Origin of the sequence: Streptomyces sp. NPDC048290 (assembly GCF_040652095.1) — a bacterium.
Classification (GTDB): domain Bacteria; phylum Actinomycetota; class Actinomycetes; order Streptomycetales; family Streptomycetaceae; genus Streptomyces.
The window spans coordinates 140700-153215 of sequence record NZ_JBEZLM010000015.1 but is presented as its reverse complement, the minus strand read 5'-3'; the positions used below and the strand labels follow the sequence as shown (position 1 = coordinate 153215).

Here is a 12516-nt window from a genome sequence, read left to right as displayed (position 1 = left end):
AACCAGACATCCGCCCCCACCTGCACGGGTGTTCGGGTTTGTGGCGGTAAGGCCGGTTGGTAGCCCCGCTCCAGGATTCCCGGCATCCAGCTGTGGTCCGGGGAGGGCGCTGCCGAGGAAGCAGGGGCCGAGCCGTGGCACGGAGGTCCGGCTGACGTTCGAAGGGGAGAGCACATGACTGACATCGAGGCCGCCGTGGTGCGAGCACGGGCGTTGCAGGCGGTGGTGTGGGGGATGCCGGCGGTGAACTACCGGCTGATGTACGACGCCGCCACCACGGCGGGCATGGACGGGGAGAACCAGGTCCTATGGTGGCCGGGGCTGATGGACTGGCAGAACCAGAGCCTGACCCCGAACCCCGATGTGATCTATGTGATGCCGTTCTACAACACCGAGGACGGCCCGGTGGTGCTGGAGGTCCCGCCCGCCGACGACACGCACAAGATCAACGGCAGTGTCATGGACTACTGGCAGGCCGCGATCGAGGACGTCGGCCCCGCCGGACTCGACGCCGGCGCGGGAGCCAAGTACCTGATCCTGCCGCCCGGCTACCGCAGCACCGTCCCGGAGGGCTACACCCCGTTGTGGAGCGACACCTACCGGGGCTACGCGCTGCTGCGCTCCCTCCCGGCCGGGCAGAGCGACAGCGACATCAGCGACGCCGTCGCGTACGCGAACCAGATCAAGTTCTACCCGTACACCCCGGACGGCGCCCCGGGCACCACGGTCCGGGTGGACGTACTGAAGCAGCCCTACGACTCGACGATCCGCTACGACGCCTCGTTCTTCGAGACCCTCAACGCCATGGTTCAGGCCGAACCGTGGCTGGAGCGGGATCGCGCGCTCATCGACCAGCTCGCCTCCCTCGGCATCAGGCAGGGCGAGCCGTACGCCCCCGACCAGGCGACCCTTGACCTCCTTACCGCCGGAATCGGTGATGCGAACACCTGGCTGGACGAGCGCTACCGGGCCTTGTTCGACTCGCCCTACTGGGAGGGCACCCACTGGACCATGCCCGCCATGCGCGACCTGGTGGAGTCCACGAACGCCGGGTTCACCCTGCCGTACGCCTACCCGGTCGACGACCGCGGCCTGGGCTACACCTTCGCCTTCTTCTCCTCCCGCCACCTCGGCAAGGGCCAGTCCTATCTGATGGCCATCGCCGACGCGGACGGCCAGGACCTCGACGGCGGTCAGAACTACCAGCTCACCGTCACCGCGAACGTCCCCGTCAGCCAGTACTGGTCACTGACCGTCTACGACCGCGACACCCACACCTTCCTCCAGGGCTCCGACCGGCTCAGCCGCTCCTCCCTCGACCCCGACCTGATCACCAACACGGACGGCACGGTCGACCTGTACTTCGGCCCCACGGCCCCCGCCGGTCACGAGTCCAACTGGATTCCCACCCTGTCCGGCACCGGGTTCGAGGTCATGTTCCGCCTCTACGGCCCCGAGCAGGCATACACCGACAAGACCTGGACTCTGCACGACCTCCACCGCAGCTGACCCGTCCCGACATCCGACAGAGGTGAAGCCATGAGCCCGTCCCCGTCCGACCAGGACATCCAGACCACCGCGACCGACGTGTATGTCTTCGGGTACCCGCTGGTGCTGGCCGACATCACCCGCCAGTCGCAGACCAACACCGTCCACGTGACCGACGAGTTGGCACCGGTCAACCAGTTCTGTCACCACAGCAAGCTGCCCGACCCCGACATGAAGATCGTCGTCCGCCCCAACCTGGACACCTTCTACTCCCAGGCATGGCTGGACCTGACCGCCGAGCCCCTGGTGCTCTCCGTCCCCGTGATGGACGACGATCCGGACCAGCCCCGGTACTGGCTGATGCAGATGATGGACTTCTGGACCAACACGGTCCAGGACCCCAGCAGCCTCGTCCCCCTCATCGCCTCGCAGGACGGCAGCCCCTACAACTACCTGATCACCGGCCCCGGATGGCAGGGCGTGGTACCCGCGGACACCATCCAACTCGCCGTCCCCACCGACACCCTGTGGATCGTCGGCCGCACCGAGGTCCGCAGCGGCGAGCAGTCCGAGATCGACACCGTCACCGGCTACCAGCAGCAGATGAAGCTCATCCCCCTGAGCCACTGGTCCGACCCCGACGGCTACGTCCCCCCGGACGGCACCTACGACCCTGACCTGCCGACCGACGCCCCCGCCGACCAGATCGCCGCCATGGACGGCCGAACCTTCTTCGACCGCCTCAAGGCCCTGCTCGCCACCACCCCGCCCAGCCCGGCGGACGCCGCGATCACGGCCGATCTCGCCGCCATCGGACTCCTCCCCGGCAGTTCCCAGCCCCTGCCCGACGACACTGTCCTCGACCAGGCCGTCAGCGACGGCAAGAACACCATCGCCAACTGGCCGCAACCGGACCCCGTCAACGGCTGGAACCTCACCACCACCGACATCGGCACCTACGGCACCGACTACGGCCAGCGTGCCTACATCGCCCTGACCGCCCTCGGCGCCAACCTCCCCAACGACGCCCTCTACCCCTCCACCGCCGCCCCAACCGCCGACCCCGACGGCAACCCCATCCGCTACACCCTCAAGTTCGACGCGGACGACTTCCCCGTCAACGCCTTCTGGTCCCTCACCGCCTACAACGAACAGGGCTTCCTCATCCCCAACAACCCCGACGGAAACCCGGACACCGACGACAGCGTCTACTCCATCGGCCACCGCAACCCGGTCCCGTCGCGCGATCCCGACGACCACTCCCTCACCCTGTACATCCAGTACGACAATCCCGGAGACAGCGTCCCCGTCGGCAATTGGCTCCCCATCGGTGACACCGACACCTTCACCCTCATGCTCCGCCTCTACGCACCCCAGACAGCCAAGATCACCCCGCTCGGCCCCTGGAAGCCCCCGCCCCTCACCCCCACCACCTGAGACACCAGCAGACACCGACGCCGGGCCGTCAGCCACCCCGGGAGACCGGGCGAGAGGGTGCATTGGAAGCTGAGCCAGTCGAGTCCGGTGACGAGCGCCTCGCAGGCGGCGTCGGACGACCTCACCCGCGCGGAACTCCCTCGTGCTCCGGAGGGCGGCCTGGTCCCGCACACCGATGGCTGCCGCTTCGGCGGCACAGGCTCCCAAGGCCCGCGCGTTCTCACGCGAGCCGGACCTCGGCCCGGCACCGGCCGGAACCCCAGCCCAGGCATCAGCCGCGGGCTCATGAAGACGCGCATGGCCTGAGGTAGGCGGGCGCGTGTGGCAGTCCCAGCAACTTCAGGACGTTCACCTTGACCATGATCTCGTCCGGTCTGCGGCGTGTGGCGGTGGTGTCCACCGCCGTCACCGTGTCGCTGCTGGTGACCAGCACCGCGTACGCCGCCCCAGCGGGTCCTGTCGTCGAGCGGTTCGACAGTCCTGGCACGTATGCGGTCACCGTGCCGGACGGCGTCAGTGAGGTCGTGATCCACGCGGTGGGCGGCGGGGGCGGCGGCGGAGGCGGGGGCAAGAACGGTTTCGTGACCCCGTACGGTGGCGGGGGAGGAGAAGGGGGCGGCGGCGCCGTGGTCTCGTGCACCCTTCACCTCTCGGGACCGACGAGGAAGCTGGCCGTCACGGTCGGTGGACCCGGCAAGGGAGGCGAGGCAGGCGCCTGGAGCAGTGCCGGGGGCTTCGGGGGGAAGGGCGCACCCTCCAGCGTGGAGATCGGCGGCGCTACCGCGGTGCAAGCCAGCAACGGATGGCATGGCTGGCACGGATACGGAGCATCCGCCTTCAGCGGCGGCAGCGGCGGCAGCGGCGGCAGCGGCGGCAGCGGCGGCAGCGGCGGTCCGGGAGGCCATGCCGGAACTGTGGACGACAGCCGCTGCGACGGAACCGACGTCGGCATCACCCAGGGGCTGACCGGCGAGAACGGAACGGCCGGGGGCCATCGCGTGGGCAAGGGCGGCATCGGTGACGTGCCCAGCCCCTCCCGTCAGTGCCCGGCTGCGGGCGACGGCGGCCAAGGAGGAGACGGTGGGGGTCTTGTGAGCGATCTGATTCCCGACCAGTCCGCCAAGGCAGGCCAGGACGGGACCGCTGGATGCGTCGTGCTGACCTACACCAAGGCTTCCAGGACGTCCTGACCACCAGCCCCGCCATGGGCGAGTTCCGGAGCCAGGATGGTGCTCGCCCCTGAGGGCCGGCGTACCGCCGCCGCCGGTCAAGCCCAGTCCGCCCCGGCCTAGCTGCTGGCAGACTGACCCACGGTTCCGCACCTTACGGCGGTCACCGTCACCTCGCCGTCCGGCACCTGGCCTGCTGAATGCCGCGCGACGGTGTGGCGTCGGACTCGGACACACTCACCCATTTCTGCCTCTGTCGCGACACATCCTTCATGCCGGACCACCACCGGCCGAGCCGGGCGTCGTCCGAGCCAAACGCGTGACGTGCGGTCTGTGTCCTCGGCGGCGCCACACCGTTGCAGTGGGTGACGGCTTGGCTGAACGAGGATCGGGTCGCGCGCTCGCAGGGTGTCGTTGTCGCGACATCACGAGCGCGCCCGGTCCCTGTCGGGCTGAGGCTTCCTGGTGACGCTGTGTCCGTCCGTTCACCGCCGCGTCGGCGGACGGTAGCCGGCTGTACACGGCGAACCAGTTCTCCGACAGCGTCTCCGTGATCGACGCGACGACCCTCACCGACACGGTCGTGGCCACCGTGGCGGTGGGCGACGGGCCCAGCGACGTCGTCCTGTCCCCGGACGGCACGCGGCTCTACGCCACCCTGCCTGACGTCGGCTATGTGAACGTGTACGACACCGCCGCCGACAAGCACATCGAAACGCTGGATGCACGTGGTCGGCCGCACAGCCTGGCCGTCTCTACGGACGGCGGACGCCTGTACCTGGCCAACCAGCGCGACGACGCCCTCGACGTCCTCGACCTCGCCGCCAAGAAGGTCACCGCCAGCGTCACTGTCGGCCACAGCCCCGAAGGCGTGACCCTGTCCGCCGACGGTGCCACCGCCTACACCGCCGACCAGAGCGCCAACACGATGTCCGTGGTCGACACCGCCACCCTGACCCGCACCGCCAACGTGGGTGTCGGCAAGCAGCCGCGTGCCATCGTCATCGCCACACCGCCCCCCACACCGCCCGCCGACCTCGCCGTCTCCCTGACCGCCACCCCGGTGCCGGGCCTGACAGGCCGGATCGACTACACCCTCACACTCACCAACAACGGCCCCGGCGCCGTGATCGACGCGACCGCGACCACCACCCTCGACCCGGCCACCGACCCCACGAGCACTGACTGCACCACCACTACAGCCACCGTCACCTGCACCCTCAGCGGCCTCGCACCAGGCACCAGCACGACCCGCACCTTCAGCGTCCCCGTCGCCGCCCTCACCTTGGGCGCGCCCTACACCGCCACTACACACACGGTCAGCAGCCCCACCGACCCTGACCCCGCCAACAACACCGCCACCCGCACCTGCACCGCCACCACCCCCCTGAGCATCACCTGCTCCTGAACACCTGCCGCCGTCTCTCCAGCGGGCCCTGTGGCCACGCTGGAAGGACGGCGGCGCACACGTGCCAGCCGGTGCCGAGGATGGGGGACAGGGAGTGGTGAGTGCAGCGGCCGGGATCGGAGTCGGCGCTGTGGTCGAAGCCGCGCGGGAGAGGCATGAACTCCTGGGCGCAGCCGCACAGCGTGCACAGCCACGTCGGAAGGTTCTCCGCGACCTCCAGGGCGCGCTTCCGGTAGAGCACCAGTGCGTCCGGCGGCGATGTCTTCCCTCAGTCCCGTGCAGGCCAGACCGCACCCGGCGCCCACGTACGCAGCACCCACAAGGCCGATGCTCCCCGACCGCCCACACATGACGGCTGTCGACGGCCGCCTCGGTGCTTCGGGAAGCGGGCCCGGCCGAGGCGGACCATGTGGTCGAGGACGGTCAGGGGCGGGGCGGTGGGGGTTGTCCGGTTCTCGTTCTGGCGACATCGGTTACGGACTGCGATGATCCGTGCTGTTTGTGTTTCCGGGGCGTTTCCGGGAGCCCGTGTCGTGTGGGGAGCAGCCGTCTGCACGGCCATGGGTGGCAGGTGAAGGAGGCATCCGGTGCGCGCCGGGTGTTCCCGGCTTCAGCGAGAGGAATGTCTGTGACCGGGTCGGAACCCCTGACCACCGAGGAGACAGCGTCCGGCACAGTCAACCCACCCCTGCGGCGCAGCATGTGCACAAACGGGTTCGAGGTGGTGGAGCACACGGCCCAGCCGAAGACCTTCCGCTGGTCTCGGGAGAGCGTGGTGGTCGACCCACAGGTCAGCGAGCAGAGCACGACCGCGAGGCTGAATCTCAGCCCTGAGAACCGTGGCGAGGACCGCACCATCAGCCCCAGGCCCGGCCAGACCCAGTCCACCGCCCCTTCGGCGGCGCCGACCCCGACCTTCACCGTCACCTCGGACCCGACGGAACGAGACCGCCGGGAACGACGACAGCAAGACCCCTGAGGGGTTGAAAGGCCAGCGGTTCGGATACGCCCGGCACGGCACCGCCCACCATCACCCCCAGGCCGTCCACCAGCGGAATCCCGGCGGATACGACGGCAACACGCCCCATCTGCACGCCCCCGCCAAAGCCGTCCCAGCAGATCACCAAGAAGCCGCAGAACCAGCCGCACCGGATGCGGCACGTGTCACCGCACCGACGCGGTCCACCTCCCCCCCCATCACCACGTCCGGCACACCCCACACACCGAACCCGAACGGGATCAGGGACGACTCGCCGCACACGAACGCGACGCCAGCCTCACTCCGGCAAGGCGCTGATGTCGAGCACGACACCCGTCACACCATCCCGCAGCGAGAAACGGCACGGTCGGATCCGCTCAACACATCGAGAGGGCCCCATGAACATTCTCGGGATCAACTGCGTCTACCACGAGTCCTCGGCCGCGCTCATCGTGGACGGCGATGTGCTCGCCTCGGCCGAAGAAGAGCGGTTCAACCGGGTCAAGCACGGCAAACCCGCATCGGTGTCCAACGCCGATGTACTGCCAGAACACGCGATCGCCTTCTGCCTGGAGTGGGCCGGAATCACCCCGGACGAACTCGACCTCGTGGCCATCTCCTTCGCTCCCGAACTACGTGGCTCGGCCTTCCAGCCAGACCCTCTGAGCGTTCCAGGCGTCTGGGGAAGCCGGGAAGGTGAGGCGACCTTCCGGGAGAGTCTTTCGCGCATCCCGGGCAATCTGTCCCGTCTCCTCGGTGTGGACTGCGAGCAGATGATCCGCTGGATTCCCCATCATCTGGCCCACGCCGCGTCGGCCTACTACCCCTGCGGGGACGACAGAGCCGCGGTCCTCGTCGTGGACGGAATCGGCGAATCCACGACCGCGCTGATCGGCGGCGGCAAAGGCACCGTCATCGAACCACTCGGCAGCCTCACCTACCCGGACTCAATGGGATTCGTCTGGGAGAAGATCAGCGCCTACCTCGGATTCAGCCCGTACGACGCCTCCAAGGTGATGGGGCTGGCCTCTTATGGTGACCCGGCCGTGTGGGCGGCGCCGTTCGCGGAGATAGCCGGCGAGCGCGAGCCGAAGGTCCGCAGTGAGGCATTCGAATTCAGGCTTCCCACGTTCGGAGCGCTGGAAGAGCGCTTCGGGCCCCGGAGGCTGCCGTACGAGCCCTTGCGGCAGCAGCACATGGACCTGGCCGCGGCGCTACAGAGCTGGAACGACCGGATGGTCCTCGGACTGGCCGAGCGCACCCATGCCCTGCATCCGGCCGAGACACTGTGCTTCGCCGGCGGCGTGGCGCTCAACTGCACCACGAACTGGGTGCTCAAGGAGAAGGGACCCTTCTCAAAGGTCTTCATTCCGTCGGCGCCCCACGACGGCGGAACCGCGATCGGCGCGGCACTGGCGGCCTACTTCGAAACACCGGCGGAACTCCCACGCCTGTCCGGCGGGGCAGGGGAGTACCTGGGCCCGGATTTCACCAGCGACCGGATACGCGCGGCGTTCGCCGACGCCGGTATCCGCGCCGAGCGCTGTCCCGACATCGCGCACGAAACGGCGCGGCGCATCGCTCGTGGTGAGGTCGTCGGCTGGTTCCAGGGCCGCATGGAGTTGGGGCCTCGGGCCCTGGGCAACAGATCGCTGCTCGCCGATCCCCGTGACCCCATGATGAGGGACAAAGTGAATGTGAAGGTCAAACACCGGGAGACGTTCCGTCCGTTCGCGCCAAGTGTTCTGGCCGAGCGCGCGGGGGACTGGTTCGAGCTGGGCCGTGCATCGGAGAGTTACCGGTACATGCTGTACGCATGCCCTGTCCGCCCCGACAAGGCATCACACATTCCCGCGGTGGTCCACGTGGACGGCACCTCAAGGATTCAGACCGTCGTCGCGGACGTGAATCCCCGTTTTCACCGGCTGATCCGCGAGTTCGAGGAACTGACCGGAGTCCCGGTGGTACTCAATACCTCGTTCAACGACAGCGAACCGATCGTCTGCACGCCCAGTGACGCCCTGGCAACATTCAAGAACACCCAGATCGACGCGATCGTCATCGGCGACTATCTCGCCACCCGCTGACCACGTCCCTCCCGCCCAAGAACCGTACGCCCCTGATTCCCACGATCAGCAGATCCGAAGAGGAACACCCATGAGCCCGCTCCACCCCCCGGAGGAGCAATCTCCTTCCATGACGGACGTGGCCCCCCTGCCCCACTTCACCCTGACCCCCGGCGAACTGACACAGGTACGTTCCGTCGTCTCGACGCTCGCCGAAACCACCACCGCCTCCACCACACCGTACGAACTGATCCGGGCGGCATCCACGGCCAGACGTCTCCTGCCGGAACGACTGGCCGCGTTCGTGGAGTCCTTCCGGCGCGAGGAGCCCGCGGGCGGGTTCCGTCTGACGGGCTGGCAGGTCGACGACGACCACCTGGGCCCGACCCCCGGCCACTGGCGCCGCCCGGACGGTGCCACGGCCCCGGCACGCGGCCACGAACTGTATCTCCTCACCATGGCCTCGCTGCTCGGCGACATCTTCTCCTGGAGCACCCTGCAGGACGGCCACCTCGTCCAGGATCTCCTGCCGGTGCGCGGTGAGGAGCGGGACAAGAGCGCCGGCAGCAGCGCCAGCGAACTCGATCTCCACAACGAGGACGCGTTCTCGGCAGTGCGCTGCGACTATCTGGGTCTGCTGTGTCTGCGCAACGACGACAGAGTGCCGACGACGGTCGCGGAACACCGTCCGGACCAGCTCACCCCGGCACAGCTGAGCACCCTGTCCCAGCCGCGCTATCTGCTCATGCCGGACGAGGAACACATCCGACGTGCCGAGGAACGCGGCGAGGAACCACTCGGCCCACGCCGCACCGCCCTACTCTTCGGCGGCGAGTCGGCGCCGTACCTCGCCTTCGTCGACTACTTCACCGCGACCGATCCCGGCGACGAGGAAGCGGCCCGCGCCCTCCACGCCCTCGCCAGTTCACTCGACCACAACCGCAACGACGCCACCCTCGATCCCGGCGAGATTCTCTTCATCGACAAGTACCACGCGGTCCATGGCCGCCGTCCGTTCCAGGCCCGCTACGACGGCAGAGACCGCTGGCTGAAACGCATCAGCGTGACACGCGACCTCCGCAAATCCCGCGCGGTACGGCACGGCACACTCTCACCGGTGGTTGTTCCAGGGCTCGAAGCGTGAGCGGGACGACCGGCGCAGTGTGACCCCACGCATCGTCACGACCCGCCCGCTCCGCTCCTGACGGACCTCGGCCGTAGGAGCGGCGGGCGGGTATTCCATTCCCCTTCACCACTGGTGACCAGCACATATGTAAAGACCGCAGGACATGGTTCTTGACGACCGCCCAAGAGCTGCCCCGTAATCGACCCTTGGCTTCGGTAGGACACCTGGTGTCTCAGGCACCGTGCGACCCCGGCGCGCCATACCTGGCGAGCATGGTCAGCACCGCTTGGTCGACCGCGTCGGTGATGGCGGAGTCGTCAGGTTCCCAGCGGGCGAGCAGCATCCGTGGCCAGAACACGTAGTTGGAGATCATCCCGAGGAACTGGGTCGCTGCCATCTCCGCATCGTCAAGCCGGGCTGTACCAGCGGCGTTCTCCGCCGCCAGGTAGCGGCGGACCGATTCGAAGTAGGGCATCTTGCCCAGCTTGAACTGGGTCTCGCCGAGCTCCGGGAAGCGCGGTACCTCGGCGATGACGATGCGGAACAGGGCGGCCATGCCGGGCTGGGTGAGTAGCGCCACGTATCGGCGTCCGATGGTCTCAAGCCCTGTGCGAAGGTCCCCCGGCTCGGGGAGGGGAGCCTCCTCCTCGTCGACCTTCCAGTACTCGGTGACGATCGCCTCGAACAGGGCCGCCTTGGTGGTGAACTGCTTGAACAGTGTCGCCCTCGACACTCCGGCCGCCGCGGCGATACGGGCCAGCGAGGTGCCGTCGTAGCCGGAGTCGAGGAACAGCTCGGTGGCTGCCTCGATGATGGACGTCCGCTTCTGCGCTGCCACGCGCCGGTGGTACTCCGAAGGCTGTGCCGTCATGCCCTCAGTATGCCGCTGACCGAGAGGTGAGTCACTTGACTCACCTCTGCCTCCGCTCCTACCTTGAGAGAAGAGGTGAGTCACCCGGCTCACCATCAATGCAAGCCTGGAAGGACGCACCATGGGACGCTTCGAGGGCCAGACCGTCATCGTCACGGGCGGCAGTGGGGGCATGGGCAGCAGTCATGTGCAGGGCTACCACGCCGAGGGGGCGAACATCGTCATCGCCGGCCGCGACGACGACGCCGGCCGCGATCTCGCCGCTCAGCTCGGTCATCGGGCTCGGTCCGTTCACCTGGATGTCACCAGCGAGGACGACTGGGCGGCGGTGGTGCGAGACGTCGAAGGCCATTTCGGGCCGATCACCATCCTGGTGAACAACGCGGGCGTCCAGAACCCGGCGGCCCTCATAGAGCACACCGAACTCCGCACCTGGGAAAGCATCCTCAGCGTCAACGTCACCGGCCAGTTCCTCGGCATCAAGGCCGTGGCTCCGTCGATGCGCAGGGGCGGTGGCGGAACCATCGTCAACATCGCCTCGACCATGGCCCACCTCGGCACGGCCTTCTACGCCCCCTACACCGCCAGTAAGTGGGCCGTGCGCGGGCTGACCAGGACGGCCGCGCTGGAACTGGGGCGGGACAACATCCGGGTCAACTCCCTCCACCCCGGCGTCGTCTCCACACCGCTGGTCAACCAACCCACCGCCGTGGGCCAGCCGGCCATCGCCGACGTCTACTCGCCCGACCCCTTCGCCATCCCCCGCCTCGCCGAACCCTCGGAGATCACCCGCCTGTTGCTCTTCATGACCTCCCAGGACGCAGCTTTCGCCACCGGCTCGGAATTCGTCCTGGACGGGGGCCTGTTGCTCGGCCCTGCACTCCAACCCGAAACCACCATCGCAGCTTGAGCCGGCCTGGCGGTACGGAGCGAGCGCGCAGTTACGGGCGCCCCTCTTGTCCAAGGCGAAGCGATCTCGCTCGTGACAAGGCGGCGGCGCGCAAACTTGACGATGCGCCTGCTTGGCCCCGCTCTTCGGGACCTCGACGTCTGCGGTCGACCCCATCATGGACCACCTCGGCCCCCGGCCAGTGCTCCGGCCTCGTCGGCGGTTCCGCAAGAACACCATCCTCGTCGTGGACGGCACCCCTCGTGCCCACTCGCGACCATTCGATCGCCGAACAGTCCGAAAACCACTGCTAATCGACTGCCCATCGGGTCGCACTCGACGCCATCACCCACGTTCCCGACAAGCAGTCCGCGCAGACATGGCTCAACAGAGATCACCGGGACCGGTGCTTGCCCTGCCTCCGAGTGACGAGGGGTGAACGCGCTGTCGCCCATGGTCCGTGGAGGAGATGACGGCCGGGCACGATGGGTGACCGGTCCCGATCCTCCGGAGGCTTACATGGTCCGACGATTCCGCCCGGCGAAGCTCATGGCAGCGGCGGCGGGCTCGGTGCTCCTGCTGTGTGCGACGGGCACCGCCGACGCGGCCTCTTCGGCCGACAGGGCACCCGCCGCCCAGGTCCTCGTGGCGATCGCCTACGAGGACGCCGACTACGGCGGTGCGCAGCTCTCCCTCTACGGCGACCGGTGCACCAACCCCGGCAGGCCCCAGCACATCAACGAACTGCCGTACGGCTGGAACGACCAGATCAGCTCCATCGACCTCGTCGGAAACTCCCGGTGCGCGGTCATCCTGCACGAGAACACCCACGCGGGCGGCTCCACCAAGTCGGTCTACAGCGATGTGTCGAACCTGGGCGGCTGGGGCGACCGCGCCAGCTCGGTGTCGTACAGCTACAACCTCTAGGAAGGGCATGAGTGCCCCGGGACCGTACGAAACCCGCCAAGGGCGTCCTGGGCACGCTCTGCCGAGGGAGCCGACGAACGAGGCGGTCGCCTATGGTGACCGCCCCGCGCCGTGTCTCTCCGAGGGCGGCCGTCCGTACCCAGGACACCGACCCGA

The 12516-nt window shown here is 68.2% G+C and carries 10 protein-coding genes and 1 pseudogene; 10 read left to right on the top strand and 1 reads right to left on the bottom strand.

What is annotated here, in order from left to right; genetic code table 11:
• Positions 1–174: 174 nt before the first annotated feature.
• From AB0D49_RS25635 to gntD, 7 genes are all read left to right on the top strand, one after another.
• Entirely contained in the window at positions 175–1509 is a 1335-nt protein-coding gene (locus AB0D49_RS25635; RefSeq protein WP_362761444.1) for a DUF1254 domain-containing protein, read from the top strand.
• Positions 1510–1539: 30 nt separating this feature from the next.
• On the top strand, positions 1540–2925 hold the full coding sequence (locus AB0D49_RS25630) for a DUF1254 domain-containing protein (RefSeq protein ID WP_362761442.1): 1386 nt from the start codon (positions 1540–1542) through the stop codon (positions 2923–2925).
• A 353-nt stretch (positions 2926–3278) separates the two neighbouring features.
• On the top strand, positions 3279–4115 hold the full coding sequence (locus tag AB0D49_RS25625) for a hypothetical protein (protein ID WP_362761440.1): 837 nt from the start codon (positions 3279–3281) through the stop codon (positions 4113–4115).
• Between the two features lie 493 nt (positions 4116–4608).
• The gene (locus AB0D49_RS25620; RefSeq protein ID WP_362761528.1) at positions 4609–5502 is read left to right on the top strand and encodes a cytochrome D1 domain-containing protein; all 894 of its coding nucleotides are present in this window, start codon (positions 4609–4611) and stop codon (positions 5500–5502) included.
• A 628-nt stretch (positions 5503–6130) separates the two neighbouring features.
• A complete protein-coding gene (locus AB0D49_RS25615; protein WP_362761438.1) occupies positions 6131–6481 on the top strand; it encodes a hypothetical protein in 351 nt (116 codons plus the stop codon).
• A 398-nt stretch (positions 6482–6879) separates the two neighbouring features.
• Positions 6880–8568 (top strand): carbamoyltransferase C-terminal domain-containing protein, encoded by a 1689-nt coding sequence (locus AB0D49_RS25610; RefSeq protein ID WP_362761436.1) that lies wholly within the window; start codon positions 6880–6882, stop codon positions 8566–8568.
• A 109-nt stretch (positions 8569–8677) separates the two neighbouring features.
• The gene (gene gntD, locus AB0D49_RS25605) at positions 8678–9691 is read left to right on the top strand and encodes a guanitoxin biosynthesis L-enduracididine beta-hydroxylase GntD (protein ID WP_362761434.1); all 1014 of its coding nucleotides are present in this window, start codon (positions 8678–8680) and stop codon (positions 9689–9691) included.
• Between the two features lie 214 nt (positions 9692–9905).
• On the opposite strand, the gene AB0D49_RS25600 is transcribed toward gntD, so the two are convergent.
• On the bottom strand, positions 9906–10544 hold the full coding sequence (locus AB0D49_RS25600) for a TetR/AcrR family transcriptional regulator (protein ID WP_362761432.1): 639 nt from the start codon (positions 10542–10544) through the stop codon (positions 9906–9908).
• Positions 10545–10665: 121 nt separating this feature from the next.
• Here AB0D49_RS25600 and AB0D49_RS25595 point away from each other — a divergent pair, with 121 nt between their 5' ends.
• The 3 genes and pseudogenes from AB0D49_RS25595 to AB0D49_RS25585 all read left to right on the top strand — a co-directional run bounded on the left by AB0D49_RS25595 (position 10666) and on the right by AB0D49_RS25585 (position 12360).
• On the top strand, positions 10666–11454 hold the full coding sequence (locus tag AB0D49_RS25595) for an SDR family oxidoreductase (RefSeq protein WP_362761430.1): 789 nt from the start codon (positions 10666–10668) through the stop codon (positions 11452–11454).
• 87 nt (positions 11455–11541) lie between these two features.
• Positions 11542–11744, top strand: a pseudogene (locus tag AB0D49_RS25590) (IS5/IS1182 family transposase); the annotation flags it as partial.
• A gap of 208 nt (positions 11745–11952) precedes the next feature.
• Positions 11953–12360 carry a hypothetical protein gene (locus AB0D49_RS25585; protein ID WP_362761428.1) on the top strand — a complete coding sequence of 136 codons (408 nt, stop codon included), beginning with the start codon at positions 11953–11955 and terminating at the stop codon, positions 12358–12360.
• Positions 12361–12516 lie beyond the last annotated feature (156 nt).

Excerpts from the sequence above, each read along its gene's own strand:
- AB0D49_RS25610 (WP_362761436.1), top strand. The coding sequence starts at position 6,880 with ATGAACATTCTCGGGATCAACTGCGTCTACCACGAGTCCTCGGCCGCG.
- AB0D49_RS25585 (WP_362761428.1), top strand. The coding sequence starts at position 11,953 with ATGGTCCGACGATTCCGCCCGGCGAAGCTCATGGCAGCGGCGGCGGGC.
- AB0D49_RS25595 (WP_362761430.1), top strand. The coding sequence starts at position 10,666 with ATGGGACGCTTCGAGGGCCAGACCGTCATCGTCACGGGCGGCAGTGGG.
- AB0D49_RS25600 (WP_362761432.1), bottom strand. The coding sequence starts at position 10,544 with ATGACGGCACAGCCTTCGGAGTACCACCGGCGCGTGGCAGCGCAGAAG.
- gntD (WP_362761434.1), top strand. The coding sequence starts at position 8,678 with ATGACGGACGTGGCCCCCCTGCCCCACTTCACCCTGACCCCCGGCGAA.
- AB0D49_RS25635 (WP_362761444.1), top strand. The coding sequence starts at position 175 with ATGACTGACATCGAGGCCGCCGTGGTGCGAGCACGGGCGTTGCAGGCG.
- AB0D49_RS25630 (WP_362761442.1), top strand. The coding sequence starts at position 1,540 with ATGAGCCCGTCCCCGTCCGACCAGGACATCCAGACCACCGCGACCGAC.